Source organism: Noviherbaspirillum sp. ST9, assembly GCF_048799745.1.
Classification (GTDB): Bacteria; Pseudomonadota; Gammaproteobacteria; order Burkholderiales; family Burkholderiaceae_D; genus Noviherbaspirillum.
Genome location: NZ_JBLWFR010000010.1, coordinates 142,583 through 169,164, shown reverse-complemented (window position 1 = coordinate 169,164; position 26,582 = coordinate 142,583). Strand labels below are relative to the sequence as shown.

30 protein-coding genes are annotated in these 26,582 nt (G+C 59.7%); 24 read left to right on the top strand and 6 right to left on the bottom strand.

The features are described 5' to 3' along the window. Nucleotides 1–9: 9 nt before the first annotated feature. Nucleotides 10–414, bottom strand: coding sequence for an acyl-CoA thioesterase (locus ACNOHI_RS22095; protein ID WP_420476867.1), 405 nt, complete (start codon nt 412–414; stop codon nt 10–12). Between the two features lie 97 nt (nt 415–511). Here ACNOHI_RS22095 and ACNOHI_RS22090 point away from each other — a divergent pair, with 97 nt between their 5' ends. From ACNOHI_RS22090 to ACNOHI_RS22045, 10 genes are all read left to right on the top strand, one after another. Beyond that, nucleotides 512–2,371 (top strand): ABCB family ABC transporter ATP-binding protein/permease, encoded by a 1,860-nt coding sequence (locus ACNOHI_RS22090; protein ID WP_420476866.1) that lies wholly within the window; start codon nt 512–514, stop codon nt 2,369–2,371. 39 nt (nt 2,372–2,410) lie between these two features. Beyond that, entirely contained in the window at nt 2,411–3,385 is a 975-nt protein-coding gene (locus tag ACNOHI_RS22085; RefSeq protein ID WP_420476865.1) for a LysR family transcriptional regulator, read from the top strand. A 148-nt stretch (nt 3,386–3,533) separates the two neighbouring features. After that, nucleotides 3,534–4,820, top strand: coding sequence for a Glu/Leu/Phe/Val family dehydrogenase (locus ACNOHI_RS22080; RefSeq protein WP_420476864.1), 1,287 nt, complete (start codon nt 3,534–3,536; stop codon nt 4,818–4,820). 131 nt (nt 4,821–4,951) lie between these two features. Beyond that, nucleotides 4,952–5,293 carry a hypothetical protein gene (locus ACNOHI_RS22075; RefSeq protein WP_420476863.1) on the top strand — a complete coding sequence of 114 codons (342 nt, stop codon included), beginning with the start codon at nt 4,952–4,954 and terminating at the stop codon, nt 5,291–5,293. A gap of 173 nt (nt 5,294–5,466) precedes the next feature. Further along, entirely contained in the window at nt 5,467–6,363 is an 897-nt protein-coding gene (locus ACNOHI_RS22070) for a transporter substrate-binding domain-containing protein (protein WP_420476862.1), read from the top strand. Nucleotides 6,364–6,484: 121 nt separating this feature from the next. Next, nucleotides 6,485–7,210, top strand: a complete 726-nt coding sequence (locus ACNOHI_RS22065; RefSeq protein ID WP_420476861.1) for an amino acid ABC transporter permease — start codon at nt 6,485–6,487, stop codon at nt 7,208–7,210. Beyond that, on the top strand, nt 7,210–7,896 hold the full coding sequence (locus ACNOHI_RS22060) for an amino acid ABC transporter permease (protein WP_420476860.1): 687 nt from the start codon (nt 7,210–7,212) through the stop codon (nt 7,894–7,896). Before ACNOHI_RS22065 ends, ACNOHI_RS22060 begins: the two co-directional genes overlap by 1 nt. Before the next feature lie 10 nt (nt 7,897–7,906). Then, the gene (locus ACNOHI_RS22055; RefSeq protein ID WP_420476859.1) at nt 7,907–8,635 is read left to right on the top strand and encodes an amino acid ABC transporter ATP-binding protein; all 729 of its coding nucleotides are present in this window, start codon (nt 7,907–7,909) and stop codon (nt 8,633–8,635) included. A gap of 100 nt (nt 8,636–8,735) precedes the next feature. Then, a complete protein-coding gene (gene pyrC, locus ACNOHI_RS22050) occupies nt 8,736–9,782 on the top strand; it encodes a dihydroorotase (protein ID WP_420476858.1) in 1,047 nt (348 codons plus the stop codon). 13 nt (nt 9,783–9,795) lie between these two features. Continuing rightward, the gene (locus ACNOHI_RS22045) at nt 9,796–10,608 is read left to right on the top strand and encodes a DUF3025 domain-containing protein (RefSeq protein WP_420476857.1); all 813 of its coding nucleotides are present in this window, start codon (nt 9,796–9,798) and stop codon (nt 10,606–10,608) included. Nucleotides 10,609–10,680: 72 nt separating this feature from the next. Here ACNOHI_RS22045 and ACNOHI_RS22040 read toward each other — a convergent pair whose 3' ends face one another. Both ACNOHI_RS22040 and ACNOHI_RS22035 read right to left on the bottom strand, forming a co-directional pair. Beyond that, nucleotides 10,681–11,667, bottom strand: coding sequence for a porin (locus ACNOHI_RS22040; RefSeq protein WP_420476856.1), 987 nt, complete (start codon nt 11,665–11,667; stop codon nt 10,681–10,683). Nucleotides 11,668–12,084: 417 nt separating this feature from the next. Further along, complete coding sequence (locus ACNOHI_RS22035) at nt 12,085–13,086, bottom strand: porin (protein WP_420476855.1); 1,002 nt, start codon at nt 13,084–13,086, stop codon at nt 12,085–12,087. 426 nt (nt 13,087–13,512) lie between these two features. Here ACNOHI_RS22035 and coq7 point away from each other — a divergent pair, with 426 nt between their 5' ends. Further along, the gene (gene coq7, locus ACNOHI_RS22030; RefSeq protein ID WP_420476854.1) at nt 13,513–14,139 is read left to right on the top strand and encodes a 2-polyprenyl-3-methyl-6-methoxy-1,4-benzoquinone monooxygenase; all 627 of its coding nucleotides are present in this window, start codon (nt 13,513–13,515) and stop codon (nt 14,137–14,139) included. A 14-nt stretch (nt 14,140–14,153) separates the two neighbouring features. On the opposite strand, the gene ACNOHI_RS22025 is transcribed toward coq7, so the two are convergent. Next, nucleotides 14,154–14,597, bottom strand: a complete 444-nt coding sequence (locus tag ACNOHI_RS22025; RefSeq protein WP_420476853.1) for an OsmC family protein — start codon at nt 14,595–14,597, stop codon at nt 14,154–14,156. Between the two features lie 406 nt (nt 14,598–15,003). Between ACNOHI_RS22025 and rplM the strand changes: the two genes are divergently transcribed. The 7 genes from rplM to ACNOHI_RS21990 all read left to right on the top strand — a co-directional run bounded on the left by rplM (nt 15,004) and on the right by ACNOHI_RS21990 (nt 19,209). After that, nucleotides 15,004–15,432 (top strand): 50S ribosomal protein L13, encoded by a 429-nt coding sequence (gene rplM / locus ACNOHI_RS22020; RefSeq protein WP_420476852.1) that lies wholly within the window; start codon nt 15,004–15,006, stop codon nt 15,430–15,432. A gap of 9 nt (nt 15,433–15,441) precedes the next feature. Beyond that, complete coding sequence (gene rpsI, locus ACNOHI_RS22015; protein WP_420476851.1) at nt 15,442–15,834, top strand: 30S ribosomal protein S9; 393 nt, start codon at nt 15,442–15,444, stop codon at nt 15,832–15,834. Nucleotides 15,835–15,971: 137 nt separating this feature from the next. Further along, entirely contained in the window at nt 15,972–17,015 is a 1,044-nt protein-coding gene (argC, locus tag ACNOHI_RS22010) for an N-acetyl-gamma-glutamyl-phosphate reductase (RefSeq protein WP_420476850.1), read from the top strand. Nucleotides 17,016–17,030: 15 nt separating this feature from the next. Then, nucleotides 17,031–17,783 carry a DUF6776 family protein gene (locus tag ACNOHI_RS22005; protein ID WP_420476849.1) on the top strand — a complete coding sequence of 251 codons (753 nt, stop codon included), beginning with the start codon at nt 17,031–17,033 and terminating at the stop codon, nt 17,781–17,783. A gap of 12 nt (nt 17,784–17,795) precedes the next feature. After that, nucleotides 17,796–18,185: a bactofilin family protein gene (locus tag ACNOHI_RS22000; RefSeq protein ID WP_420476848.1), complete on the top strand. Its 390-nt coding sequence runs from the start codon at nt 17,796–17,798 to the stop codon at nt 18,183–18,185. A 51-nt stretch (nt 18,186–18,236) separates the two neighbouring features. Continuing rightward, nucleotides 18,237–18,587: an iron-sulfur cluster insertion protein ErpA gene (gene erpA / locus ACNOHI_RS21995; RefSeq protein WP_420476847.1), complete on the top strand. Its 351-nt coding sequence runs from the start codon at nt 18,237–18,239 to the stop codon at nt 18,585–18,587. Nucleotides 18,588–18,774: 187 nt separating this feature from the next. Next, entirely contained in the window at nt 18,775–19,209 is a 435-nt protein-coding gene (locus tag ACNOHI_RS21990; RefSeq protein WP_420476846.1) for a DUF4399 domain-containing protein, read from the top strand. Nucleotides 19,210–19,218: 9 nt separating this feature from the next. On the opposite strand, the gene ACNOHI_RS21985 is transcribed toward ACNOHI_RS21990, so the two are convergent. Both ACNOHI_RS21985 and ACNOHI_RS21980 read right to left on the bottom strand, forming a co-directional pair. Continuing rightward, nucleotides 19,219–20,343, bottom strand: coding sequence for an anhydro-N-acetylmuramic acid kinase (locus tag ACNOHI_RS21985; protein ID WP_420476888.1), 1,125 nt, complete (start codon nt 20,341–20,343; stop codon nt 19,219–19,221). 69 nt (nt 20,344–20,412) lie between these two features. Then, nucleotides 20,413–21,780 (bottom strand): M23 family metallopeptidase, encoded by a 1,368-nt coding sequence (locus tag ACNOHI_RS21980; protein ID WP_420476845.1) that lies wholly within the window; start codon nt 21,778–21,780, stop codon nt 20,413–20,415. A gap of 372 nt (nt 21,781–22,152) precedes the next feature. Here ACNOHI_RS21980 and tyrS point away from each other — a divergent pair, with 372 nt between their 5' ends. Genes tyrS through ACNOHI_RS21950 form a run of 6 tightly spaced genes read left to right on the top strand, consistent with a single transcriptional unit; the run spans nt 22,153 to nt 26,523 of the window. Further along, the gene (tyrS, locus tag ACNOHI_RS21975) at nt 22,153–23,391 is read left to right on the top strand and encodes a tyrosine--tRNA ligase (RefSeq protein WP_420476844.1); all 1,239 of its coding nucleotides are present in this window, start codon (nt 22,153–22,155) and stop codon (nt 23,389–23,391) included. Next, entirely contained in the window at nt 23,388–23,843 is a 456-nt protein-coding gene (gene dtd / locus ACNOHI_RS21970; protein WP_420476843.1) for a D-aminoacyl-tRNA deacylase, read from the top strand. The genes tyrS and dtd overlap by 4 nt, the downstream gene beginning before the upstream one ends. A gap of 41 nt (nt 23,844–23,884) precedes the next feature. Then, complete coding sequence (locus ACNOHI_RS21965; RefSeq protein ID WP_420476842.1) at nt 23,885–24,520, top strand: YbhB/YbcL family Raf kinase inhibitor-like protein; 636 nt, start codon at nt 23,885–23,887, stop codon at nt 24,518–24,520. Between the two features lie 17 nt (nt 24,521–24,537). Beyond that, the gene (locus ACNOHI_RS21960) at nt 24,538–25,194 is read left to right on the top strand and encodes a histidine phosphatase family protein (RefSeq protein ID WP_420476841.1); all 657 of its coding nucleotides are present in this window, start codon (nt 24,538–24,540) and stop codon (nt 25,192–25,194) included. A gap of 49 nt (nt 25,195–25,243) precedes the next feature. After that, on the top strand, nt 25,244–26,260 hold the full coding sequence (gene dusB, locus ACNOHI_RS21955; protein ID WP_420476840.1) for a tRNA dihydrouridine synthase DusB: 1,017 nt from the start codon (nt 25,244–25,246) through the stop codon (nt 26,258–26,260). Nucleotides 26,261–26,289: 29 nt separating this feature from the next. Continuing rightward, nucleotides 26,290–26,523 carry a Fis family transcriptional regulator gene (locus ACNOHI_RS21950; RefSeq protein ID WP_088707469.1) on the top strand — a complete coding sequence of 78 codons (234 nt, stop codon included), beginning with the start codon at nt 26,290–26,292 and terminating at the stop codon, nt 26,521–26,523. The last annotated feature ends 59 nt before the right edge of the window (nt 26,524–26,582 follow it).

The window sequence follows — 26,582 nt, the reverse complement described above, 5'->3', positions numbered from 1 at the left end:
CGTGGACGCTCATCCTTGCAGCGGCGGCAACTGGCGCGGCTTGCGCTCCTCGTCGGTGGCGACGTAGGTCAGCGTGGCTTCCGTTACCTTTACGGTTTCCACCTGCAGGCGGTTGCGCTCCGCGTAGACCTCGACATTGACGGTAATCGAGGTGTTGCCGACCTTGACGACTTCCGCGTAGAAGGAAAGCAGGTCGCCGACAAATACCGGCTGCTTGAACAGGAAGGAATTCACGGCGATTGTCGCGACGCGTCCGTTGGCGCGGCGCACTGCGGGCAGTGCACCCGCGATGTCGACCTGTGCCATGATCCAGCCGCCGAACACGTCGCCGTGCACATTGGCATCGGCGGGCATCGGCATGACGCGCAGTTGCGGAACCTTCCCCTCCGGCAGGGTCGTGTGGTGGTCAGTCATTTTCTTCTCCTCTCTGTTGCGGGCAGCCGCCCGAAAAAACGGGCTGGGCTACAATCGTTAAAGCAACAGCATAAACCAAACTTGTTGATCGATTTTCATGAGACGTCATCCCGTATCATCGCCCGAGCCTCCAGCCAACCAGGGAACACGCAATGACTGGGTGACGCTCAAGACGCTGTTCCCCTATCTCTGGGCCTATAAATGGCGCATGCTGCTGGCGCTGACTTTCCTGGTCGGCGCCAAGCTGGCCAACGTCGGTGTGCCGATCGTGCTCAAGTCGCTGGTCGACCACATGACGATCAGCCCCGATAATCCGCGTGCATTGCTGGTCTTGCCGGTCGGCATCCTGGTTGCGTACGGCGTGCTGCGATTGTGCACGACGATGTTCACCGAGTTGCGCGAGTTCGTGTTTGCCAAGGTCACGCAGAGCGCCGTGCGTACTGTCGCACTGAAAGTATTCCGCCACCTGCATGCGCTGTCATTGCGCTTCCACCTGAATCGCCAGACCGGCGGCATGACGCGCGACATCGAGCGCGGCACGCGCGGCATCTCGTCGCTCGTGTCCTATACGCTGTACAGCATCCTCCCCACGCTGGTCGAAATCTCGCTGGTGATCGGCTACCTCGTGCTGCATTACGACGTCTGGTTTGCGGTGATCACCTTTGGCGCGCTCATCGTCTATATCGCCTATACGGTGTTGGTCACCGAATGGCGCACCACATTCCGCCGAACGATGAACGACCTCGATTCCAAGGCAAACACCCGCGCGATCGATTCGCTCATCAACTATGAAACGGTGAAGTATTTCGGCAACGAGGATTACGAGGCACGCCGTTATGACAAGAGTCTGCAGAGCTGGGAAACGGCGGCTGTGAAATCGCAGACGTCCCTGTCGCTCCTGAATACAGGCCAGTCCTTCATCATTGCGGTTGCCGTGACGCTGATCTTGTGGCGCGCGACGCAAGGTGTGATCGACGGCACGATGACGCTCGGCGACCTGGTGCTCGTCAACGCCTTCATGATCCAGCTCTACATCCCGCTCAATTTCCTTGGCGTGATCTATCGCGAAATCAAGCAAAGCCTGGCCGATATGGAACGGCTCTTCACGCTGCTCGATCAGCACAAGGAAGTTGCCGACAGCCCGGACGCGAAGCCGCTGGACATCAAGGGCGCAGAGGTGCGCTTCGGGCATGTCGATTTCAGCTATGAGGCCAAGCGCCAGATCCTCTTCGACGTCGATTTCACGATTCCTGCGGGAACAACCACGGCGGTCGTCGGCCACAGCGGTTCGGGCAAATCCACGCTGTCGCGCCTGCTGTTCCGCTTCTACGACATCAACAAGGGCAGCATCACCATCGACGGCCAGGACCTGCGCGCGGTCACGCAAGTGTCGCTGCGGAGGTCGATCGGCATCGTGCCTCAGGACACGGTGCTGTTCAACGACACGATCGAGTACAACATTGCCTACGGCAAGCCGGATGCGAGCAAGGACGAAATCATTGCCGCGGCCAAGGCGGCCTACATCCACGATTTCATCGAAAGCCTCCCCGACGGCTACGCCACGATGGTCGGCGAGCGAGGCCTGAAGTTGTCCGGAGGCGAAAAGCAGCGCGTCGCCATTGCGCGCACCCTGCTCAAGAATCCGGCGATCCTGATTTTCGACGAGGCGACCTCTGCCCTCGATTCGAAGTCGGAGCAGGCGATCCAGGCGCAATTGAAGGAGATCGCAAAGAACCGCACTACGCTGGTGATCGCGCACCGCCTGTCGACAATTGCCGATGCGGCGCAGATCCTTGTGCTCGATCATGGACGCATCATCGAGCGCGGTACCCATGCGCAGCTGCTCGCCACCGGTGGCGCCTATGCGCAGATGTGGGAGCGCCAGCAGGCGCGCCAGGAAGTGGCAGCCTCGTCGCCACGTTCCGATCCGCTCGGGGAAGAGCCGGCCGTCGCGTAAGCGCTTTGCTTCGCCGCCGAACGCGACTACCATAGCGGCATGGAAACCAAGTGGCTGGAAGACTTCATCTCATTGGCCGAGACCCGCAGCTTCAGCCGGTCGGCCGAGTTGCGCCATGTGACGCAGCCGGCGTTTTCGCGCCGCATTCAGTCGCTGGAAGCTTGGCTCGGCGCTGACCTCATCGACCGCACCTCCTATCCGACCCGGCTCACGCCGGCGGGCGAGGTGTTCTATGAGCAGGCGCTGGAAATGCTGGGGCAGATCAACAACGCCCGCGCTCTCCTCCGGGGCAAGCGTCCCACTGCGCAGACCACCGTTGATTTTGCAGTGCCGCATACGCTCTCGCTCACCTTCATGCCGAAGTGGATGACGGAGCTGGAGGAGGGGTTCGGCACGCTGCGCACGCGCTTGATCGCACTGAACGTGCACGACGCCGTCATGACAATGGTCGAGGGCGGCTGCGATCTCCTGCTGTGCTATCACCATCCGCGCCAGCCGGTGCAGCTCGACGCCAGCCGCTATGAAATGCTGACCCTCGGCAACGAAGCCTTGCGGGCGTATGCGCGTTGCAACCGCAGCGGTACGCCGGAGTTTTCCCTTCCCGGCAGCGCCAAGTCGCCGCTGCCTTTCCTGTCCTATACCAGTAACGCCTATCTCGGCCGCATGGTCGAGCTGATCCTCACCGACGCGAAGCGTCCGCTGCACCTCGAAAAGCGCTACGAGACCGACATGGCCGAGGGCTTGAAGATGATGGCGCTCGAGGGACACGGCGTCGTGTTCCTCCCGGAATCGGCCGTCACGCGCGAGCTCAAGCAGAAGCAGCTGGCCCGAGCCGACGGCGGCAATGCCGAGTGGGAGGTCAACATGGAAATCCGCCTCTACCGCGAGCGTCCTACCTCGCAGCGACCGGGCAAGCCAGTCGTTGCTCGACTCTGGGACTATCTCGTGCAGCGCAGCCAGGCACAGGCAAAAGCACGCGCACGCAAGCGCGGCACTAGCCGCGCAAACGCCTGATTCGACAAATTCCCAAACTATGCATTTCGTGCATAGTTACATGCGCACAAAGCATTGGATTTGCTGCAACGCGTTGCAATAGCATCCTTTCCATCGCGATTCACACATTCGATGAAGCGCGACTGAACCTACAAGGAGCAGTGGCAGCATGTCCAGCAAACACGAAGTGCCGTCTTACCTGACGCCGCACGAAATCGGCCCCTGGGGCGTTTACCTCGAACAGATCGACCGCGTCACGCCGCACCTCGGCACCCTCGCACGCTGGGTCGAAACCCTGAAGCGCCCGAAGCGCATCCTGATCGTCGACGTGCCCATCGAGCGCGACGACGGCACCATTGCGCATTTCGAAGGCTACCGCGTCCAGCACAACACCTCGCGCGGCCCGGGCAAGGGCGGCGTGCGTTTCCACCAGGATGTGACGCTCTCGGAAGTGATGGCGCTCTCCGCATGGATGACGGTCAAGAACGCCGCGGTCAACGTGCCGTACGGCGGGGCCAAGGGCGGCATCCGTGTCGATCCGCGCACCCTCTCGACCGGCGAACTGCAGCGGATGACGCGCCGCTATACCAGCGAAATCAACATCATCATCGGCCCCAACAAGGACATCCCGGCGCCGGACGTCAACACCAATGAAAAGGTCATGGCGTGGATGATGGATACCTACTCCATGAACCAAGGCAGCACCGCCACCGGCGTCGTCACCGGCAAGCCGATTTCCCTCGGCGGCAGCCTGGGGCGTCATGAAGCAACCGGCCGCGGCGTGTATGTCGTCGGCTGCGAAGCGGCGGCAAAGCGCGGCCTCGATATCAAGGGCGCACGTGTCGCCGTGCAGGGCTTCGGCAACGTCGGCGGCATTGCAGCGCGCCTGTTTGCGGAGGCGGGTGCAACAGTCGTGGCAGTGCAGGATCACGTCGGCACCATCGTTCGCGACACCGGCATCGACGTGACCGCATTGCAGGCGCATGTGAAGCAGCACGGCAGCGTTGCCGGCTTCGGCGGGGCGGAAGCGATTGCCGACCGCGGCAGCTTCTGGGAAGTGGACTGCGACATCCTCATCCCGGCCGCACTCGAACAGCAGATCACTGCGGCCAATGCCGACAAGATCCGCGCGAAGATCATTCTCGAAGGCGCCAACGGTCCGACGACGCCGGCGGCTGACGACATCCTGCATGAAAAGGGTGTGCTGGTCGTGCCCGACGTCATCGCGAACGCAGGCGGCGTGACGGTGAGTTACTTTGAATGGGTGCAGGATTTCTCGAGCTTCTTCTGGACCGAGGACGAGATCAACCAGCGGCTCACGCGCATCATGCGTGAAGCGTTCACCGCCGTCTGGCAGCTCGCCGAGGAAAAGAAGGTGTCGCTGCGTACCGCCGCGTTCATCGTGGCATGTACCCGGGTCCTGCAGGCGCGCGAGATGCGCGGCCTCTACCCCTGATCGCACGCGCCGGACTATAGTAAAAGAAGGGCGGCGGGCATCGGACCCGCCGCATCGAAAACAGGCAGCCGCCACAAACAGAACACAAGGAGGCGGCGCTTGGTTGCAGCACAGCATGAGCAGGAGACCTTATGCATGCCATATCCCCGGTAGCCTCGAAGGCGACCCGTCAACGCCGCTATCCGCGTGCGCCACAACAACAAGTCAAAGCCTTTTCGCCAAACGGCGTGCTATTGTTTGGTCTGCGTATCCATGCGCAGAACTCCAATGGCTTCGTCGTGGTCGGCGATGCTTTTCCCGCCGAGCCTTACGCCATCCGTCTGCGCAAGGACATCGCTCCCTTCCAGGCCTTGAGCAGTCGCGATCAAGGACCGTGCTTATCGAAGGGCAGATCTGCCGGCAGTCCCGTTCCTGGTTCAACAGTCTCGTTCCTTGCGTGTCCATCGCGGGGAGCGGTGCGTAGTACCACGTAGGGTTCGCGCACTTTCCTGGGGCGAACCGCAGGAAGTCAACGTGCCGCCGCAATGGCACGTTTTTCGCAATGAAGGGATCCAATTTGAAAGCCGGCTCGCGGGATGCTTTCTAGTCAGCTTTTAAAGCTTTCCTTTTGGTACACTAGGCCTCGCAACATTTTCCTGGAGACAATATGAAACTATCGAAGCTCATCACCGTCCTGATCGCCACCGGAGCAATCGCCGGCACGGCGCAAGCGCAAGACCTGACCGGAACGCTGAAGAAGATCAAGGACACCGGCACCATTACCGTGGGTCACCGCGAGTCTTCCGTACCGTTCTCTTACCTCGACGACAAGCAGCAGCCCATCGGCTACGCCATGGACCTGTGCATGAAGATCGTCGACGCGGTGAAGACGGAACTCAAGCTGCCCAACCTGAAAGTGAACCTGCAGCCGGTCACATCCAGCAACCGCATCCCGCTGCTGCAGAACGGCACGATCGACCTGGAGTGCGGCTCGACCACCAACTCCGTCGTGCGCCAGCAGCAAGTGGCGTTCGGTCCGACCTACTTCGTGGTCAACGTGACCGCAGCGGTCAAGAAGACCTCCAACATCAACTCGCTGGCCGACCTCGGCGGCAAGACGATCTCCACCACGTCCGGCACCACGTCCGTGCCGCTGCTCAAGGCCTATGAAAAGACCAAGAGCGTCGACGTCAAGGAAATCTACGGCAAGGACCACGCAGAATCCTTCCTGCTGATGGCCGACGACCGTTCGCAAGCCTTCGTGATGGACGACATCCTGCTGGCCGGCCAGATCGCCAACTCGCGTAATCCTGCCGACTTCAAGATCATCCAGGAATCCCTGCGCCAGGAACCGTACAGCATGATGCTGCGCAAGGATGACCCGCAGTTCAAGGCCCTGGTCGACAAGACCGTCGGCGCCGTGATGAAGTCGGGGGAGATCGAGAAGATCTACTTCAAGTGGTTCCAGAGCCCGATCCCGCCGAAGGGCATCAACATCAACTTCCCGATGACCCCGGCAATCCGCGAGGCGTTCAAGAACCCGAACGACAAGGGCGTTCAGTAATCGCTTTGCAGTAGAAACAGGGCCGGAGGGGCGTCATCGCCAATCCGGCTTTTTTTAAGGCCGGTGCAAGCGCACCGGCCCATTGCGCGGCGCAAAGCCGTGCAAGCTGGGAGACACAATAATGAATTTGGGGATTTTTTTCGAACAGGTGCCTGACGGCGACGGAACCTGGATCGAGATGCTGCTTTCGGGCCTGGGCTGGACGCTGTCCACCGCGGCACTGGCCTGGATCATGGCATTCGTACTCGGTTCGATCGTCGGCGTCGCGCGCACCACGGACAAGACCTGGCTGGTCAAGCTCGGCAATGCGTATGTCGAGTTGTTCCGCAACATTCCGCTGATCGTCCAGTTTTTCGTCTGGTACTTCGTCATTCCGGGCATCATCCCGGCGGTCAAGGCTTGGGTCGTGACGCTGGATCCGACCGAGCACCAGTTCGTGACGGCCGTCGTTTGCCTGGGGTTCTTCACCTCGTCGCGTATCGCGGAGCAGGTGCGTTCGGGTATACAGTCGCTGTCGCGCGGGCAGCGCAACGCAGGCTATGCGCTGGGCCTCACGCAGATCCAGACCTACCGCTACGTGCTGCTGCCGATGGCCTACCGCATCATCATCCCGCCGCTTACGTCGGAAGTGATGAACCTGATCAAGAATACCGCCGTGGCCTATTCCATCGGCCTGGTCGAACTCTTTTTCCGCACGCGTGAAATGGGCGAGATGACTTTCCGCTACTTCGAGGTTTTCGCCGCCACGACGCTGATCTACGTCGTGATCGCCATGACGGCCAACCGCGTGATGGCCTTCATCGAGCGCAAGGTTGCCGTGCCCGGTTATATCGCAGGAGGTAAATAATGGGTGATCTTGATTTTGATGTCGTCGCCCGTACCTGGCCCTACCTGCTGACCGGCCTGCAATATACGTTGCAACTGACGGTGGTAGCCGCTGTTGGCGGCACGATTTTCGGCACCTTGCTTGCGATGGCGCGCCTCTCGGCGTTCAAGCCGCTTTCGATGCTGGCTGCCGGTTACGTGAACCTGATGCGCTCGATCCCGCTGCTGCTGGTGATCTTCTGGTTCTACTTTCTGGTGCCGGTCGTGCTGCAGGCAATTACCGGTTCGGAGCGCCCGATCCAGCTCGGAGCCGACCGTTCGGCCTACATCACCTTCATCATGTTCGAAGCAGCATACTTCTGCGAGATCATGCGTGCGGGCATCCAGAGTATCCCCAAGGGACAGGTCTACGCCGGCTATGCACTGGGACTCACGTATCGCCAGTCGATGCAGCTGGTGATCCTGCCGCAGGCCTTCCGCAACATGCTCCCGATCCTGCTGACGCAGACCATCGTGCTGTTCCAGGACGTCTCGCTGGTATCGCTCCTGAACGTGACGGACTTCGTCGGTGCGTCGGTCAAGATCGCGCAACGCGACAGCCGCGTGGTCGAGATGTACCTGTTCGTCGCCATCGTTTATTTTGCCCTCTGCTTTGTGCTGTCGACGCTGGTCAAGCGCCTGCAGAAGCGCATCGCCATCATTCGCTAAGGATAACGAAATGATTGAAATTAAAAATGTCAGCAAATGGTACGGAAGCTTCCAGGTCCTGACTGACTGCAATACCAGCGTCGCCAAGGGCGACGTCATGGTAGTTTGCGGCCCGTCCGGCTCCGGCAAATCCACCCTGATCAAGACGGTCAACGGACTCGAGCCCTTTCAGAAGGGCGAGATCTTCGTCGATAAAGTCTCCGTCGGCGATCCGAAGACCGACCTGCCGAAACTGCGTTCCCACATCGGCATGGTGTTCCAGAACTTCGAGCTGTTCCCGCACCTCTCCATTCGCAAGAATCTGACGCTGGCACAGGTCAAGGTATTGGGCCGCAGCGAGGAAGAGGCGGCCGAGAAGGGTTTGAAGTACCTCGACCGCGTCGGACTGCTGGCGCACAAGGACAAGTTCCCCGGCCAGCTTTCCGGCGGCCAGCAGCAGCGCGTGGCGATTGCTCGTGCGCTGTCGATGGACCCGATCGCCATGCTGTTCGACGAACCGACCTCGGCGCTCGACCCGGAGATGATCAACGAAGTGCTCGACGTCATGGTCGGCCTCGCGCAGGAAGGCATGACGATGATGGTGGTGACCCACGAAATGGGCTTTGCCCGCAAGGTCGCCAACCGCGTGGTCTTCATGGACAAGGGCTACATCGTCGAGGATTGCACCAAGGACGAATTCTTCGGCTCGCCGCGCTCCGAACGTGCGCGGGATTTCCTGGCGAAGATCATCACGCACTGACGTCTCGGTCTCATCCAAAGCCGCTTCCGCCACCCGGCCGAAGCGGCTTCTTTTTTGCATGCGGCGGGTACAATAACGCCACTCTCAAGAAAGTACCGCCATGCCTACCCAAATCCTTTCCAGCATTACCCTTACCCGTCCCGACGATTGGCATCTCCACCTGCGCGATGGCGCGACAATGGCCAGCGTGCTGCCGCATACCGCACGCCAGTTTGCCCGCGCTATCGTCATGCCGAACCTCAAGCCGCCCGTCACGACGACCGAGCAGGCAGGTGCCTACCGCGACCGCATCCTCGCCGCACTGCCGGCGGGCATGGATTTCCAGCCCCTGATGACCTTGTATCTCACGGACAATACGCCGCCCGATGAAATTCGCCGCGCAAAGAACAGCGGCTTTGTGCATGCGGTGAAGCTTTATCCCGCTGGCGCGACGACCAATTCCGATGCCGGTGTGACGCAATTGTCGAAATGCTACAAGACGCTCGAAGTCATGCAGGAAGTCGGCATGCCTTTCCTCGTCCATGGCGAAGTGACGGATCCGGCGGTCGACATCTTCGATCGCGAAGCGGTCTTCATCGACAAGGTAATGGAGCCCCTGCGCCGTGACATGCCGGCGCTGAAGGTAGTGTTCGAACACATTACGACCAAGGATGCCGCCCAGTACGTGACGGACGCCGACGGCCCGGTCGGTGCAACGATCACCGCCCACCACTTGCTGTATAACCGCAACGAAATCTTCAAGGGTGGAATCCGCCCGCATTACTACTGCCTCCCGGTCCTCAAGCGCGAAGTGCATCGCCAGGCGCTGGTACAAGCCGCCACTTCCGGCAGCACAAAATTCTTCCTCGGCACCGATTCCGCGCCGCATCCGAAAGGACTGAAGGAGCACGCCTGCGGATGCGCCGGCTGCTACACCGCGCTGCATGCCATGGAACTGTACGCCCAGGCATTCGACGCAGCGGGCGCGCTGGACAAGCTGGAAGCCTTCGCCAGTGTGAATGGTCCCGCTTTCTACGGCCTGCCGCGCAACACCGGTACCATTACGCTGCATCGTGAAACCTGGACCCTTCCCGCGGAAGTGCCGCTGGGCGAAACGACGGTCGTGCCCCTGAACGGTGGTGAGCCGATTGGCTGGAAGGTTGCCTGAGGCCTGCTGCTTCATGGCCGGGCCGCCGTTCCTTTCGGAGATCGATTGGCGTCGCCCTTGGCTCGGGACGATTGAGGAAACCGCGCGTCCGCTCCTGCACGCCGACGACTGGCGCGATGCTCTGAGCCTGGCGGCGCAGGTCCTGGAGTTGCGCAATCACCTCGGTAGGCCTATTCGATTTGTTCCACAGGCCAGCCTGCCCGAAGGCATGTCCTATGAAGCTTTCATCAGTGCCAGCGGCGGTGTTCCGACGCGCGACAACCTGCACGACTTTTTCAATGCCCTCGTCTGGCTCACTTTTCCCAAGATCAAGGTCCAGCTCAACGCGCTGCAGGCGGCCGAAATTGCGCGCGCCCAGATGCAAGGGGCAACGCATGGGGGCAAGGGAAGGGGCAGGGTGCGCGATGCGGCGACCCTCTTCGATGAAAATGCCGCCCTGCTCGTCACCTGCAACCCGGGTCTGCTGGAGGCGCTACAGGACCACCGGTGGACAGAGGCGCTCATGACGCAACGGGAGTGCTTCTGGCGCGACTGCCATGTCAGTCTTTTTGGCCATGCGCTCATGGAAAAACTCGTGCGTCCTTACAAGGCGGTCACCGCACACGCATGGCCGGTGCTGGTCGACGCCGCATTCTTCCGTTTACCGTGGACGGAACGGATCGATCGAATTGACGACATCGTAGCCAAACAACTCGAAGCAGGCCTGACCAGTGCGGATTTCACGCCCTTGCCGGTACTTGGTGTCCCGGGGTGGTGGGAGGGGCAGGATGCGGCCTTTTACGCCGACACCTCCGTTTTCCGGCCGAAGCGGCAGCAGCGAGGCTGAAAAAGAAAAGGCACCCGAAGGTGCCTTTTCGATACTGCGTTCAAATCAATGCAGGCTTGCGCCCGCGTTTGATTAGAACTTGTGACGCATACCGACGTTGAAGACGTTCACGTCTGCGCCAACGTCAACGTTGGTGCGTGCGAAGGACGTGTACAGGTCGGTGCGCTTGGACAGGCCGTGGGTGTAGCCAACAGCGTACTGGTCAGCGTCGGTCAGGTTGCCGCCGCGCAGGTCGTTACGAACCCAGGAAGCCAGCAGCTTGCCAGCGCCGATCGGTGCGGAAACGCCGACCAGGTAGTTGCGTGCCTTGTTGGAGCCGCCAGCAACTTCGTTCTTGTTGTCAGCGAAACCAGCGTGCAGGGTAGCAACGCCGAAGTTGAACTTACCGCCGAGCAGCAGGGAGCTGTGGTCGGTGTCAACGCCAGCAGCGGTGACGTTGGTGGTGTGGTATGCGAACTGAACGTTCAGCGGGCCGTTTGCATAGCCAGCGCCGACGCCGAGTTGGCTGTTGTCGGACACGGAACCAGCGGTCTCACCCAGACCGTAGATCAACGAAGCGGACAGGCCACCCATTGCCGGTGCGGAGTAGACGATGGAGTTGCTGACGCGGATCGGATAGCCGGTGGTCAGGTGGGAAGCGAACAGACGGGTGGTGTCGCCAGCCAGACCGGTTTCGAACGGGTCGATGGTGTCCAGAGCGATGTGGTACGGGGAGTACTGACGACCCAGGGTCACAGCACCGAAGCCGCCCTTCAGGCCAACGAAAGCCTGACGGTTGAACAGGGTGTTAGCGGTGCCCAGAGCGCCGGTGTCGATTGCGAAGCCGTTTTCCAGTTGGAAGATTGCGGACAGACCGCCGCCCAGATCTTCCGAACCCTTGAAGCCGATACGGCTGCCGGACCAGATGCCGCTGTTCAGGCTCCAGGTCGCGGAGGTTGCGCTGGTGTCCGTGCGCTGGATGCCGACGTCAGCAACACCGTAGATGGTGACGTTGGTTTGTGCGGAAGCTGCGCCTGCGAAGGCGCCCAGAACTGCGAGCGCGAGAAGCGATTTTTTCATTGAATAATCCCCAAAGGTTTATCGAGCTAAGATTTTTGTAGTGCGTTCGACAAGGCCACTAGTGAGAACGTCCCTGCCGAAGGAAGCTTCCTGATCATTTGTTTAACCGGGTAGCTGGTGGATATTTCATCAAATATCGCGACTGACCACAAAGAGAATTTCGGTTTTGCAGCAGCTTCTTGGCGCTTCTGTGGTGTTCTTGCAACGAAGTGGCGCAGAAGCAATGACGAGAAAGTCATTAATTGCACCAAGTTGGTGCGATCTGGTGAGCCGGGCCGTAGCTCGATGGACGGAGATTAAGCCGCATTTACGGCAGTTGGGGCGAATGCTTTAGCCGACGATCAATAAAAAACGGGCTCTTTCGAGCCCGTTTCAATCCAATGGAATCGACGGCCGGAAACCGGCCGTGCAATCCGATTAGAACAGGTGGTTCACGCCGACAGCGAGGTCGCGCTGACGACGGTTGCCAGCGGACAGGGCGGTAGCCGCGCCGTCAAACTTCTTGCTGGTGACCAGGCCGTACAGGTTGGTGCGCTTGGACAGGGCGTAGGTTGCGCCGACCATCAGGTTGTCCTTGTCGCCGGTGGTCGCGCCGCTCAGCTTGGTCTTGTAGAACGCGCCGGTCAGCTCGACAGCCGGGGTGATGGCGTAGTTGACACCAGCCCACATCCAGCGGGTCTTGGCATCTGCGCCAGCAGCTTGTTCAGCTTCCTGGTTCACGTAGCCAGCGGACACGCGTGCCGGGCCGAACTTGTAGGCTGCGCCCAGGGTCCAGTAGTCGGTGTTCAGCGTGCCAGTTGCGTTTTCACGCTGGTTGTATGCGCCGCCGACGGACAGTGCGCCGCTAGCAAACGTACCGCCGATGGACTTGGCGGAGTTTGCGCCGGTGTCGCCAGCAACTTCGCCCAGAGCGTATTCAGCGCGGACGGTCACTGCACCGAAGGTGCCGATGTACTGGATGTCGTTGTTGTAACGGGTGCCGGCGGAGGAGGCAACCGCGTCAGCGATGCCAGGATACTTGTAGCCGAACGGATCGTACGCGGCGATGGTCTTGAACGGAACCGTGTACTGACGGCCGAGGTCGACGGAGCCCCATGCACCGCCCAGACCGACAGCGGCGGTACGGTTGAACAGGGTGTTGGCGGCGTCGAGTGCGCCGGTGCCGGTGTTGAAGCCGGTTTCCAGGGTGAAGTGAGCGTTCAGGCCACCACCGAGGTCTTCAACGCCTTTGAAGCCGATACGGTTGGAGTTGTACGTACCGGTCGAGCCCATGGTCAGGTTGTTGTCGCCGGCTGCATTAACGTTGGTGGTGTGGCGGACGCCGCCGTCGAACGAACCGTAGATGGTCACGTTGGATTGAGCTTGTGCGGCACCTGCGAATGCACCGAGAACTGCCAGTGCGAGAAGCGATTTCTTCATTAATAAATCTCCAAGGGTTGGCGTGCTAAAATTTTTTTGAATTGCCTATTGCACTCAGCGAAGCCACTAGTGGTAACGTCCCCGCCGACACTTCCGAACTCTCTGGTCAAGAAGCTATTAGCGATTTCATCAAATGTCCCCATTTTGAGCAAAGAGAATTTGGTGATTCTGGGATATGGCCGCCGATCATGTCGCTTTGTAACAACAGCACAATGGAAATTAATGCTGTTACAGCAATAAATAGCAAGCTGGTCGAGCGATTTTGTTTCTTTTATGAAAATTTCCCGCTTGACGACGGAACGGATCAGAATTTTGCTCGGTATTAATAGCGGTCCTTCGAATTTCAGTCGCTGATAGGCCGGCTTTTTTGTTTTTGTTGCGCACTACTTGTGGCGCTCCAATTCTTTTGCGGGGAGGGGGTAACCCATGTTGAATATCGATGAGCTCATTTCCGGCGTGGACAAGGTTGTGCGAGTCGTGTCGGGAGTTGCGTCCGCCTCCCGGCCCAATCCTGCGGCAAAAGTTGCGGATGGGCAGCTCGATGAGGCGGAGCGTCGGCGCAGCGCCGGACTCATGCGCGTCAATCACGTGGGAGAAGTCTGCGCGCAGGCACTCTACGATGCGCAGGGCGCGTTTTCAAGAAGCGAGGAATTGAAGCGGCAGTTCCGCCAGGCGGGGCGCGAAGAAGAGGATCATCTCGCCTGGACCGCGCAGCGGCTGGAGGAGTTGGGATCACGCGTGAGCTTGCTCAACCCGTTCTGGTACGCCGGCGCTTATGCGCTGGGGGCTGTTGCAGCACGCATCGGGGATGCGCAAAGCCTTGGCTTTGTCGTTGAAACCGAGCGGCAGGTGGAAGCGCATCTGGACAGTCATCTCACCCTCCTGCCGGCAGCCGACGAAAAGTCGCGGGCCATCGTGGAACAGATGCGCGTGGATGAGATTGAGCACGGCGCCGCCGCACAGGCAATGGGCGCTGCGGCGACGCCCGCGCCAGTGCAGGCGGCAATGCGCGCCATGGCCAAGGTCATGACGACGACCGCCTACTATATATAGTGCGTCGCGCGCGGTTACTGTCCCGGGGTATCCGCGAGGTCGTCCACGATGTCGAAAGAGTGCGTGATCTCGGCAGTCTTTTCGAGCATGATCGACGCGGAGCAGTACTTTTCATGCGACAGCTTGATCGCTCGCTCGACGAGGCTCGGCTTGAGATTGCGGCCCCGTACGGTGAAATGGAAATGAACCTTGGTGAAGACCTTGGGATCCTTTTCCGCGCGCTCCGACTTCAGCGTTACGTCACATCCGCGCACGTCCTGCTGGCTTTTCCGGAGGATCAGCACGACATCGTAGGCGGTGCAGCCGCCGGTGCCCGCCAGGACAACCTCCATCGGCCGCGGCGCCAGGTTGCGCCCGCCGCCTTCAGGGGCGCCGTCCATCGTCACAATGTGGCCCGAGCCCGTTTCTGCCATAAAGGTCATGCCGGAAAGTCCGGTCCAGCGTACTGTGCATTCCATGATGTTCTCGCGTGATTCGGAAGGCGCCCATTGTAACTGGTTTGAAATGGTTGGTCTGGCAACGGCCCCGGACACCTGCTCCGCCTGGTTTTCTTGCATTGCACAATAAAAATCGCTAAAATTTTTGTTGCTGATTGTCAATTTTCGCGAGCGCGATGACGATCAAAAGATGTCTCCTCCACCCTTCTCCTTTGGTGTGGATTCGAACCCGATGCCCCACAGTGTCGGGTTTTTTTTCGCATAATGGGTACGATTCAAAGATTCGAATTGACTCCAAGTCCTTGAAAAGGCTAAAATTTCAGGCTTTCCGTTCGCTCAGGAAAAGATAACAAGGTTGAGTCCGCTGGATTCACTAGCGGAACCGCCGCTGATTTGAGCGAGTATTTTCTTTATTTAGGACATCATCATGAAAACCTTTTCCGCCAAAGCCCATGAGGTGAAGCGCGAGTGGTTCGTGATTGACGCTACGGACAAAGTTCTCGGACGTGTCGCCAGCGAAGTGGCACTCCGTCTGCGCGGCAAACACAAACCTGAGTTCACTCCCCACGTCGACACGGGCGACTTCATCGTCGTCATCAATGCAGGCAAGCTGCGCGTGACCGGCAACAAGGCTCTGGACAAGACCTACTACCGTCACTCGACCTATCCGGGCGGTATCTACGAAACGAATTTCCTGAAAATGCAACAGCGTTTTCCGGGCCGCGCGCTCGAGAAGGCAGTCAAGGGCATGCTGCCCAAGGGCCCGCTCGGCTACGCAATGATCAAGAAGCTGAAGGTGTACGCAGATGGCAACCATCCGCACTCCGCCCAGCAACCCAAGGCACTCGAAATCTAAGGAACGGACATGATCGGTAACTACAACTACGGAACCGGCCGTCGCAAGAGTGCAGTGGCTCGCGTTTTCATCAAGGCTGGCAGCGGCAACATCGTCGTCAACGGCAAGCCGGCAGCGGAATACTTTTCCCGCGAAACCGGTCTGATGGTCATCCGTCAACCGCTGGAACTGACCGGCAACGTCGAGCGTTTCGACATCCTCGTCAACGTGCATGGCGGCGGCGAGTCCGGCCAGGCAGGTGCGGTTCGCCATGGTATTACCCGTGCGCTGATCGACTACGATGCAGGCCTGAAGGCAGAACTGTCCAAGGCAGGCTTCGTCACCCGTGACGCACGTGAAGTCGAACGTAAGAAAGTCGGTCTGCGTAAAGCACGCCGCGCAAAGCAGTTCTCCAAGCGCTAATCTGCGTTTTCAGAACATCGAAAAGCCGCCAGGTTTGCGCCTGGCGGCTTTTTGCTTTCTAGTGCGCCGCAGCGACACAGAGAGCACCGCTGTTAAAATTTTGGATTCGGGTTCAATTACTTCAGCAAGGAAAAATCATGATCAAGGTCGGCATCGTCGGCGGTACAGGTTATACAGGCGTGGAGCTGCTCCGCCTGCTGGCCGCACATCCTCACGTACAACTCACCGCCATCACGTCGCGCAAGGAAGACGGCATGCCGGTCGCCGACATGTATCCGTCCCTGCGCGGCCATGTCGACCTGGCGTTTTCCACTCCCGAGAAGGCGAAGCTGACCGAGTGCGACGTCGTGTTCTTCGCGACGCCGCACGGCGTGGCGATGGCGCAGGCGCGCGAACTGCTCGCTGCTGGCGTGAAAGTGATTGACCTCGCGGCGGACTTCCGCCTGAAGGATCCGGCAGTATTCGAAAAGTGGTATGGCATGCCTCACTCCTGCACCGATATCCTTGAAGAAGCCGTGTACGGTCTGCCCGAGGTGAATCGTGATGCGATCAAGAAGGCTCGCGTGATCGGCCTGCCCGGCTGCTATCCGACCTCGATGCAGCTCGGCTACGCGCCCCTGCTCGCACAGGGCAAGCCGCTGGTGAATGAGTCGAACCTGATTGCCGACTGCAAGTCCGGCGTGTCCGGCGCGGGCCGCAAGGCGGAAGTGCACACGCTGCTCGCCGAAGCCGCGGACAACTTCAAGGCCTACGGCGTAAAAGGACATCGCCATTTGCCGGAAACGACCCAAGGGCTGCAGGCGATTGCAGGTCGCAAGATCGGCCTGACGTTCGTGCCGCATCTGGTGCCCATGATCCGCGGGATTCACTCGACGCTTTACGCAACCATCCTGCCGGAGGCACGCGACACCGATTTCCAGGCGTTGTACGAAAACCACTTCAAGGGCGAGAAGTTCGTCGATGTCATGCCCGCCGGCAGTCATCCCGAAACACGCTCGGTACGCGCCTCGAACAAGCTGCGCATCGCCGTGCATCGACCCGATGGCGGCGACCTGCTGGTGATCCTCGTGGTCGAGGACAACCTGGTCAAGGGCGCGGCAGGGCAGGGTGTACAGTGCATGAACATCATGTTCGGTATTGAAGAATCGGCAGGATTGATGCACATTCCGGTATTGCCCTAAGCAACCGGATTCTGCATGACCCAATCGACGTCGTTGTTCAATTCAATGAAGTTACGACTCTGGCGGCGGCGCATGTCGGTGTCGTCACCAAGGATGACGATCCGGACGCGGACGCCATGGCCGATGCGACTCCTGATTGTCCTCCTCGCAGCGATCGCCGGCGCGGCGGCAATGTGGTTATACGGTACCGGCCAGTTCTTGCCCGTTAATCCAGATAATGCGCGCGCCCAGCTTGTCGAGATCAAGGAGCAGCTCGACAAGGTCACCGTTGAGCGCGACCAGCTTTCCACGACCTCGAATGCCGCGGAGAGCCAGCTCAACATCGAGCGCTCTGCGCAAAAGCAGCTCGCGGCGCAGGTAAAAACGCTAGAGGCCGAGAATACGCGCCTGAAGGAAGATCTTGCGTTTTTTGAAAGCCTCCTGCCCAACGCCACCGGTGCGGCCGGTGTTTCAATTAGGCGCCTGAAGATCGACCAGGTTGCGCCGAACCAGCTGCGGTACCGATTGCTAATCATGCAAGGCGGCAAGGGGGATCGCCGTTTCGTTGGCAGTTTGCAACTCATGGTGACAACTCTGCAGGAAGGCAAAAGTGCTATGATGACTTTTCCGGCAGTCCCTGCCGATCAGGATAAGTTCAAACTCAGCTTCATGCATTACCAGCGTGTCGAAGGTGTCCTCACCTTGCCGGAAGGCGCCGCGACCAAACAGGTCCAGGCACGCGTACTCGAAAATGGCCAGGTCCGCGCGCAACAAGCCGCGAATTTGTAAAGGAGAGCCAGCATGTTAGGCCGCAAGAACAAAGGCACGATCGACAGCCTCATCGGGATTTCGACCAGGATCGAAGGCAATGTGCGTTTCCAGGGCGGTTTGCGGATCGACGGGCAGGTCAAGGGGAATGTCGTCGCCGAAGGCGACGAGCCCTGCATGCTCGTCATCTCCGAGCACGCCAGGGTGGAGGGCGAGGTGCGCGCGGCGCACCTTGTCGTCAACGGCGAAATTGTCGGACCGGTTTATTCTTCGGAACTCCTTGAATTACAGCCGCGCGCCCGCATAACTGGAGATGTGAACTACAAGGCGCTGGAAATGCACACGGGTGCATTGGTGGCAGGAAAGCTTACGCACGATCAGGTTGGCGAGCCGGTGTTGAAACTCGCGCTGTCGAATACGTGATCTCCGTCAAGCGTCTATAATTAAGCCATTAGAAATTAGCAGGAGCTTGAAATGAATGCAGTGACCGAAATGCCCGATCCGATCGTCTTCACCGACAGCGCTGCCGCCAAGGTTGCGGAATTGATTGAAGAGGAAGGCAACCCTGACCTGAAACTGCGCGTGTTCGTGCAGGGCGGCGGGTGTTCTGGCTTCCAGTACGGCTTCACCTTTGACGAAATCGTCAATGAAGACGATACAACGATGACCAAGAACGGCGTCCAGTTGCTGATCGACTCGATGAGCTACCAATACCTGCTCGGCGCGGAAATCGACTACAAGGATGACCTCGAAGGCGCGCAGTTCGTCATCAAGAACCCGAACGCCACTACGACTTGCGGCTGCGGATCGTCGTTCTCCGCCTGACAAGTTTGCTCCAGGTCAAAAAAGCGCAGGTTATGCCTGCGCTTTTTTTGTTTACAAATTCCGCATGAAATAGGGGGGAATATAATGTCGCGTTTCCCTCCGTCTCCTACCAGTCATGCAGGTTCTCCTCCGATACGTGCTTTTGTCGCTGTTTGCCGTCAGTTTTCCTGCATTTGCAGCGAAGGATGTGGCAACACCTGAAGCCGACCTCTGTTCGTCGAATTCCGCCGCAGAGCGTACCCGCCCCTATGTGAACGAGGCCAAGGCGGTGTATTTTGTGAACTTGCGCGACGGCGACAAGGTCACCTCGCCGTTCCGGATTGCCTTCGGCCTCGTCGGCATGGGAATCGCGCCCGCCGGCGTCCGAATGGAGAACACCGGCCATCACCATCTGCTGATCAACCAGAAGCTGACCAACGAAATGCTGATCAAGCCGATCCCCTTCACCGACAAGTATCGTCATTTCGCGAGAGGCGAAACAGAAGCCACGCTGGACCTGCCTCCGGGGAAGCACACCTTGCGCCTCCTCTTCGCGGACGCGGAACACAAGCCGTATTACATCTCCAGCAAGGAAATTACCGTCGAAGTCGTTGCGCGCAACGATCTCGGCAAGAAGCAGTAAGTTTCAGAGTCAGGCCGGGTAGAGAGCCCCGAGAATGCGCGGTCCCTTGGCACCTGTCGCCGCCGGAAGGTTGCCTGCCTGGCGCTCGACGAAACGCTGCGCCAGCCAGGCGAACGCCAACGCCTCCACATGATTCGGTGAGATGCCCAATGCATCAGTCGAATGGACTTGTGCCTGATGATGCCTTTGTTGCAGCGATTGGCGAAGGCGTTGTAACAGATATCGATTATAGGCGCCGCCGCCGCACACGTAGACGGCTGCTGCTGCAGGGGCATGCCGGCTCACCGCGTCGGCGAGCGTCTCGGCAGTAAACGCGGCGAGAGTTGCCTGAACGTCTTCCGGTTGTACTGACGCATGAGGGGCGAGTTTATGGTTCAGCCACCGTGCGTGGAACAGATCGCGCCCTGTGCTTTTCGGTGGTGGTAGCGCAATGTAGGGCTCTGCCATCATGTCGGCAAGCAGGGCCGGGATTTCCTTCCCGCTCGCAGCCCACGCCCCATCGGCGTCGTAGCCTCGGCCAAGGTGCTGGCCAATCCAGGTATCCATCAGTACATTGCCTGGGCCGGTGTCGAAGCCAAAAGTTGTTTGCCCGCGGTCGAGCAGACTGATATTGCCGATGCCGCCGATATTTGCGACGACGCGCGTTTCTTCCTCATTGCCGAACACCGCTTGGTGGAACGCCGGCACGAGTGGCGCACCTTGACCGCCGGCTGCGATATCGCGGCTGCGAAAATCCGCAATGACATCGATACGCGACAGCTCGGCCAGCAGGGCTGGGTTGCCGGTCTGCCATGTGTAGCCCAGTTCCGGACGGTGGCGAATGGTCTGACCGTGAGCACCGATTGCGGTCACCTCATCGCATGGCGTGCCCGAATCGGCGAGGAGCTTCGCTACGCACTCGGCGTATACCTGCGCCAGTCCTTTGGCGGCGAGCGCTTCGATGTGGATCTCGTTGTCGGTAGGCGCTTGCAGGCGAAGCAGGTCGTCACGAAGTGCCTGGGGAAAGGGCAGGTAGGCGGTGGCGATCGTCCTGATCGAGCCTTCGCCCGAAAAGTCGGCCAGCACGCCGTCGACGCCGTCGAGACTGGTGCCGGACATCAGTCCGATATAACGCTTGGTCTGGAGGTCGGGCATAAAAAAACCGTTCAAGGATTCACCGGATTGTACCGGCCCTTGAACGGTTTGATGGCGCAGCGGCCCGAATTACTTCGATGCCAGCTTGATGCTGTTGTCCTGCGGGGTCAGCAGGGCAAAGCGATGGCGCATATCTTCCGCTACCGACTTGAAACGCTGCAGGTCGGCACCCGCCAGAGGCTGCGCGTTGGGGATATTGATCGACATCGGATCGCGCGCCTCGTTGTTGACGCGGAATTCATAGTGCAGGTGCGGGCCGGTCGACCAGCCGGTGCTGCCGACATAGCCGATGACTTCGCCCTGGTTGACCTTCGCGCCCTTGCGCATGCCGGCCGCGAATCGGCTCATGTGGGCGTAGGCGGTCGAATAGTTGTTCCAGTGCTTGATCACCACGACATTGCCGTATCCGCCCTGGGTGCCGGCGAAATCGATCACGCCGTCGCCGGCTGCCCGGATAGGCGTTCCCGTCGCGGCGGCGAAATCGACACCCTTGTGCTGCTTCCACTTGCCGGAAATCGGGTGCACGCGCATCGAGAAGCCTGACGAGACGCGGCTGAATTCCAGCGGCGACTTCAGGAAGGCCTTCTTGAGCGCCTTACCGTCGAAGGTGTAGTAGCCGCCACCCTGCTTGCTGCCCGGTTCGTCGAACCACACCGACTGGTACTTGTTGGCGCCGTTGTAGAACTCGCCGGCCAGCACGCGACCGGTACGGATGATTTCGCCGTTTTGCCAGAATGTTTCGTAGACGACGTTGAACCGGTCGCCGCGGCGCAGGTCCGACGCGAAGTCGATGTTCGTGGAAAACATGTCAACAATCTGCATTGCCACGTGATCCGGGATTTGCGCGGCGTCGGTGGCTGCAAACAGGGATGAACGGATTTCCCCGGTGCGCATTTCGATGCGTCGCTCCACGGTTGCGGAGTCTTCGGTGGCGCTGAAGCCGTTTGCTTCGCGCGTGATGACGAGATTGCGGACCGGTTGGCCGCTTCCTTCGCTCAACACCGCGGTCAGGCGCTGGAGCTGGCCTTCGCTGTTGGTTTGCGCCTGGACGCGGCGACCTGCCTTGAGCTTGAGGACGCCGTAAGCAATACGGTCAGCCTTGATGAAGTTCGTGGCCGTGTCGTCGTGGACGCCGAGGCGGGACAACAGGGTTGCCAGCGTGTCGCCCGGGCGGACTTTTTCCTCGCGCAGGTAAAACTGGTCGTCGGCCTGCAATTTGGCGATCTGCTCCGACAGGCTGGGCACGGCAAGTTCTTCGACGATCGACTTCACCGGGAGGTCGGCTGCGTCCGGGGCCATTGGCGCGACGCCGGCGGCGCCAAATGCAATGACGGCGAGGAAGATCGCGGACGCGTAGACGACGCGCGTTTTGCGCGACGATGCGAAGAGTTGCTTGCTGCTCGAGCCCAGTTTCAGGATTTTGTCTGTAGTGAGCATGCAATAAGTTAAAATCTGCTGTTTTGACCGAGGGCGCTACCAGAAAGCGGATCCGCCGGTATGCTGCGGTGATGAGCGCACAAAAACGCTGCTGTCACCGGCCTTGAGGCGATCGACATGATTTCTGAAAATGCCCGTGAGCTTGCAAGTAGTCATTGCGGACAAGCCAGCTTGGGGTGCTGCCGTGGAATCGAATGGCTGCACGATATTCCCAAACGGGTTGCGGTGCCGCGTTGCAAGCTCCGCTTTTTCGAGTTGCTGCTGTGTTGCTCTGCTGCAAGTTGAAAATGAGCAGCAATTATACCAAACACATGGTATTGAATTTTCACCCCATTTCTTAATTTTCCTCAGCTCATGAACGACTCCCAGAATTTGCAAACGAACAATAAACCGGTTGAGTCACTTGCCCTGTCGGACTCCGTGCTGGAAGCCCTGGCAGTGACCAAACGCGGTGTCGATGAACTGCTGATCGAAGCTGAATTCGCCCAAAAGCTGGCGCGCTCCGAGAAAACCGGCAAGCCCCTGCGCATCAAGCTCGGTCTTGACCCGACCGCACCGGACCTGCACCTCGGTCACACCGTTGTGCTGAACAAGATGCGGCAGTTGCAAAATCTGGGCCACAACGTGATCTTTCTGATCGGCGACTTCACCTCGATGATCGGCGATCCGTCCGGCCGCAATGCGACACGTCCGCCACTGACCAAGGAGCAGATCGAGGAAAACGCCAAGACCTACTTCGCCCAGGCCAGCCTGGTGCTCGATCCATCGCGTACCGAGATCCGTTACAACTCCGAGTGGTGCGATCCGCTGGGCGCCCGGGGCATGATTCAGCTCGCTGCAAAATATACCGTTGCGCGCATGCTCGAACGTGACGATTTTACAAAGCGTTTCAAAGCCGGCACGCCCATTTCGGTGCATGAATTCCTGTACCCGTTGATGCAGGGCTACGACTCGGTCGCGCTGCAGTCCGACCTGGAGCTCGGCGGTACCGACCAGAAATTCAACCTGCTGGTTGGACGCGAACTGCAGAAAGATTACGGCCAGGAGCCGCAATGTATCCTGACCATGCCCTTGCTTGAAGGCCTGGACGGTGTCGAAAAGATGTCCAAGTCCAAGGGCAACTATGTCGGCATCACCGAGCCGGGGAATACCATGTTCGCCAAGCTGATGAGCATTTCGGACACCATGATGTGGCGCTACTACGAACTGTTGTCGTTCCGCTCCATTGCCGAGATCGCGCAGTTCAAAAAGGATGTCGAAGGCGGCCGCAATCCGCGCGATATCAAGGTGCTTTTCGCCCAGGAAATCGTCACGCGCTTTCATTCGCAAAAGGCCGCGGAAGATGCGCTGGCGGACTTCAACAACCGCGCAAAGGGCGGCATTCCGGACGACATTCCGGAAATCAGCCTCAGTGGCGCGCCCGTCGGCATTGGCCAGCTGCTCAAGCAGGCAAACCTGTGTGCATCCTCGTCCGAGGCGCTGCGCATGGTCGAGCAGGGTGGCGTGCGTATCGATGGCGAAACAGTCAGCGACAAGGCATTGAAAGTCGACGCCGGCACCTTCGTGCTGCAGGTCGGCAAGCGCAAGTTCGCCCGCGTCACGCTCGCATGATCGGGCTGTTGCAGCGGGTTCGCGAGGCCAATGTCGTTGTCGGCGGCGCTACTGTCGGCGCTATCAAGCAAGGACTGATGGTACTCCTTTGCGCCGAGCGCAACGACACCGAGAAGGAGGCGGATGCCTTGCTGGCGAAGCTGCTCTCGTATCGCGTGTTCTCCGACGACGCAGGGAAGATGAATCGCAGCATTACGGATGTGCAGGGCGGCCTGCTGCTGGTGCCGCAGTTCACCCTTGCGGCGGATACGCAGTCGGGAACGCGGCCGTCTTTTACGCCGGCCGCGCCACCCGCGGACGGGAAGCGACTGTTCGACTATTTCGTGGAGAAGGCGCGGACAAGGCATGCAACCGTCGAGACTGGCGAATTCGGTGCCGACATGCAGGTTTCGCTGACCAATGACGGTCCCGTCACCTTCTGGTTGCAGATCAAGCCGCAAAACCTGTCCTGAATCACAATACGCATCACAACCCAACCAACAAGGAGGCCTCGATGAAACTCTGGAGCGATTCATTCAAGGATGGTGGTGTCATTCCCGGCGAGTTTGCGTTTGGTGTCATCGATCCGAAGACGCATGTTGCGCTGTCGTCTAACAAGAACCCGCATCTCGCCTGGAGCGAGGTGCCGACCGGCACCAAGTCGTTCGCGCTGGTTTGCCACGACTATGACGTGCCGTCGCGCGGCGACGATGTGAACCAGGAAGGCAAAACCGTGCCGGCCGATCTGCCGCGCGTGGATTTTTTCCATTGGGTGATGGTCGATCTCCCTCCGAACTTGGATGCGATTGCCGCAGGCCAGTACAGCAAGGAAGTAAGCGCACGCGGCAAGCCAGGTCCGGCCATCAGCGGCGGCCTGCCCGGAAGGCACGGTATCAATGACTACACCGGTTGGTTTGCGGGCGACAAGGACATGTCGGGCGACTATTTCGGTTACGACGGCCCGTGCCCGCCCTGGAACGATTCCATCGTGCACCACTACGTGTTCACTCTGTATGCGTTGGACGTTGAGGGACTCAAGGTCGAGGGCAAGTTCACCGGCCAGCAGGTGCGCGATGCACTGAAGGGCCATGTCCTCGCGGAAGCGAAATTAACCGGAACCTATACGCTCAACCCGAAACTCGCGGGCTGAGAAACATTGGAGTACGTGTGACTGAAATCCTCTTGATCCGCCATGGCGAAACGGCATGGAACGCGAAGCGGCGGCTGCAGGGCCATCTCGATATCCCTCTGAATGAGGAAGGCGAGCGCCAGGCGGCCGCGCTTGGCCGCGCACTGCGCGACAAGCCGCTGGATGCGGTTTTTTCCAGCGACCTGCAACGTGCGCGCCAGACTGCGGAGGCGATCGCCGCTCCGCGCGGCATGCAAGTGCATCTGGATCGCGGATTGCGCGAACGCTGCTACGGCGCGTTCGAAGGCATGTTGTACGGGGAAGTCAGCCAGCGTTATCCGGAAGCCTACACGGCCTGGCAGGCGCGCGACATCGACGCACGTTTTCCGGAAGGCGTCCACATTGCGGAAACACTGCGCGAATTCTCGCAGCGCGTCGTCGCGACCATTACGCGCATCGTCACGGAGAACAAGTTCCGTCGCGTGGCAATGGTTGCACATGGTGGGGTGCTCGAATGCGCCTACCGTGCAGCACAAGGGCTTGGATTTTCGCACGCGCGCGACTTCGACATCTTCAACGCGAGCGTCAACCGGTTCACCTGGGACGGGTCGAAGCTGAAGATCGAACACTGGGGCGACATCACGCACCTGCAGGAGCTTGATGAGGAAGCGCTCGACGAGCTCGATCAAACCTGATCCCAGACCGGCTAAAATAGCGGTTTCCCCGCGCCACACCCCCAATTCCGTGAAAATCGGTCCGCACATCCTTCGCAACAACGTTTTCGTCGCCCCCATGGCCGGGGTGACGGATCGGCCTTTCCGGCAACTGTGCAAGCAGTTGGGGGCGGGTTATGCGGTTTCGGAAATGGCGGCCTCCGACCCGCGGCTCTGGGCGAGCGAGAAAACCGCGCGGCGCACCAACCACGATGGCGAAATGGAGCCGAAGGCGGTGCAGATCGCCGGCGCCGATCCGGCAGTCCTGGCGACGTGCGCGAAGTTCAACGTCGACCGCGGCGCGCAGATCATCGACATCAACATGGGATGTCCGGTCAAGAAAGTCTGCAATAGCTGGTGCGGCTCCGCGCTGCTGCAGAACGAAAATCTGGTCGGCGAGATCCTCGATGCCGTCGTGTCCGCCGTCGACGTGCCGGTGACGCTGAAATTCCGCACCGGCTGGAACCGCGAGAACAAGAACGCACTGACGATCGCGCGTATGGCCGAACAGGCGGGCATCGCCATGCTGACCCTGCACGGACGCACCCGCGCCGACGGTTACAGCGGCGATGCGGAGTACGAGACAATTGCCGCGGTCAAGGCGGCGGTTTCGATTCCGCTCGTGGCCAACGGCGACATCACGACGCCGGAAAAAGCCAGGCACGTGCTGCAGGTAACCGGTGCCGATGCGGTCATGATCGGGCGTGCAGCACAGGGCCGGCCCTGGATCTTCCGTGAAATCGACCATTACCTGCGGTCCGGAGAATATCTTCCGGCGCCGCTGGTCAGCGAGGTTCGCACCTTGATGAGCGAGCACTTACAAGCGCACTATGCGTTCTATGGCGAGTACATGGGCTTGCGTACCGCGCGCAAGCATATCGGCTGGTATGTGCGTGACCTGCCGGGCGGCGAGGAATTCCGCCAGCGCATGAATCGCCTGGAAAGTTGCGAAGAACAACTTGCAGCCGTCGATACCTTCTTTGAATCGCAAACTGCGCTCGGCGAACGGTTACAATACGGCCTTGCCGCTGAAAAGCTGGCTGCCTGACCCACTATAAAAATACCCATCCCCAAGCAATGAGCAAAGACAATATCCAGGACGTCGTCAAGAAAAGCCTTGAGAAATACTTCAGGGACCTAGGCGAACAGCAGCCTTCCAACGTCTATGAAATGGTGGTCTTTACCGTTGAGAAACCGATCCTGGAAGTGGTGATGGCACGCGCCGACGGCAACCAGTCGCTGGCTGCGGAAATGCTGGGCATCAATCGCAATACCTTGCGCAAGAAGCTGCAGCAGCACGGGCTGCTCTGATCTTGCCGTGATCGATAACGCAAAAACAGTGCGCGCCGGGAGGTCCGCACTGTTTTTGC

Bases quoted from the DNA above. Each gene is read 5' to 3' on its own strand.
- ACNOHI_RS22095 (WP_420476867.1), bottom strand. From the start codon at position 414: ATGACTGACCACCACACGACCCTGCCGGAGGGGAAGGTTCCGCAACTG.
- ACNOHI_RS22090 (WP_420476866.1), top strand. From the start codon at position 512: ATGAGACGTCATCCCGTATCATCGCCCGAGCCTCCAGCCAACCAGGGA.
- ACNOHI_RS22085 (WP_420476865.1), top strand. From the start codon at position 2,411: ATGGAAACCAAGTGGCTGGAAGACTTCATCTCATTGGCCGAGACCCGC.
- ACNOHI_RS22080 (WP_420476864.1), top strand. From the start codon at position 3,534: ATGTCCAGCAAACACGAAGTGCCGTCTTACCTGACGCCGCACGAAATC.
- ACNOHI_RS22075 (WP_420476863.1), top strand. From the start codon at position 4,952: ATGCATGCCATATCCCCGGTAGCCTCGAAGGCGACCCGTCAACGCCGC.
- ACNOHI_RS22070 (WP_420476862.1), top strand. From the start codon at position 5,467: ATGAAACTATCGAAGCTCATCACCGTCCTGATCGCCACCGGAGCAATC.
- ACNOHI_RS22065 (WP_420476861.1), top strand. From the start codon at position 6,485: ATGAATTTGGGGATTTTTTTCGAACAGGTGCCTGACGGCGACGGAACC.
- ACNOHI_RS22060 (WP_420476860.1), top strand. From the start codon at position 7,210: ATGGGTGATCTTGATTTTGATGTCGTCGCCCGTACCTGGCCCTACCTG.
- ACNOHI_RS22055 (WP_420476859.1), top strand. From the start codon at position 7,907: ATGATTGAAATTAAAAATGTCAGCAAATGGTACGGAAGCTTCCAGGTC.
- pyrC (WP_420476858.1), top strand. From the start codon at position 8,736: ATGCCTACCCAAATCCTTTCCAGCATTACCCTTACCCGTCCCGACGAT.
- ACNOHI_RS22045 (WP_420476857.1), top strand. From the start codon at position 9,796: ATGGCCGGGCCGCCGTTCCTTTCGGAGATCGATTGGCGTCGCCCTTGG.
- ACNOHI_RS22040 (WP_420476856.1), bottom strand. From the start codon at position 11,667: ATGAAAAAATCGCTTCTCGCGCTCGCAGTTCTGGGCGCCTTCGCAGGC.
- ACNOHI_RS22035 (WP_420476855.1), bottom strand. From the start codon at position 13,086: ATGAAGAAATCGCTTCTCGCACTGGCAGTTCTCGGTGCATTCGCAGGT.
- coq7 (WP_420476854.1), top strand. From the start codon at position 13,513: ATGTTGAATATCGATGAGCTCATTTCCGGCGTGGACAAGGTTGTGCGA.
- ACNOHI_RS22025 (WP_420476853.1), bottom strand. From the start codon at position 14,597: ATGGAATGCACAGTACGCTGGACCGGACTTTCCGGCATGACCTTTATG.
- rplM (WP_420476852.1), top strand. From the start codon at position 15,004: ATGAAAACCTTTTCCGCCAAAGCCCATGAGGTGAAGCGCGAGTGGTTC.
- rpsI (WP_420476851.1), top strand. From the start codon at position 15,442: ATGATCGGTAACTACAACTACGGAACCGGCCGTCGCAAGAGTGCAGTG.
- argC (WP_420476850.1), top strand. From the start codon at position 15,972: ATGATCAAGGTCGGCATCGTCGGCGGTACAGGTTATACAGGCGTGGAG.
- ACNOHI_RS22005 (WP_420476849.1), top strand. From the start codon at position 17,031: ATGACCCAATCGACGTCGTTGTTCAATTCAATGAAGTTACGACTCTGG.
- ACNOHI_RS22000 (WP_420476848.1), top strand. From the start codon at position 17,796: ATGTTAGGCCGCAAGAACAAAGGCACGATCGACAGCCTCATCGGGATT.
- erpA (WP_420476847.1), top strand. From the start codon at position 18,237: ATGAATGCAGTGACCGAAATGCCCGATCCGATCGTCTTCACCGACAGC.
- ACNOHI_RS21985 (WP_420476888.1), bottom strand. From the start codon at position 20,343: ATGCCCGACCTCCAGACCAAGCGTTATATCGGACTGATGTCCGGCACC.
- ACNOHI_RS21980 (WP_420476845.1), bottom strand. From the start codon at position 21,780: ATGCTCACTACAGACAAAATCCTGAAACTGGGCTCGAGCAGCAAGCAA.
- dtd (WP_420476843.1), top strand. From the start codon at position 23,388: ATGATCGGGCTGTTGCAGCGGGTTCGCGAGGCCAATGTCGTTGTCGGC.
- ACNOHI_RS21965 (WP_420476842.1), top strand. From the start codon at position 23,885: ATGAAACTCTGGAGCGATTCATTCAAGGATGGTGGTGTCATTCCCGGC.
- ACNOHI_RS21950 (WP_088707469.1), top strand. From the start codon at position 26,290: ATGAGCAAAGACAATATCCAGGACGTCGTCAAGAAAAGCCTTGAGAAA.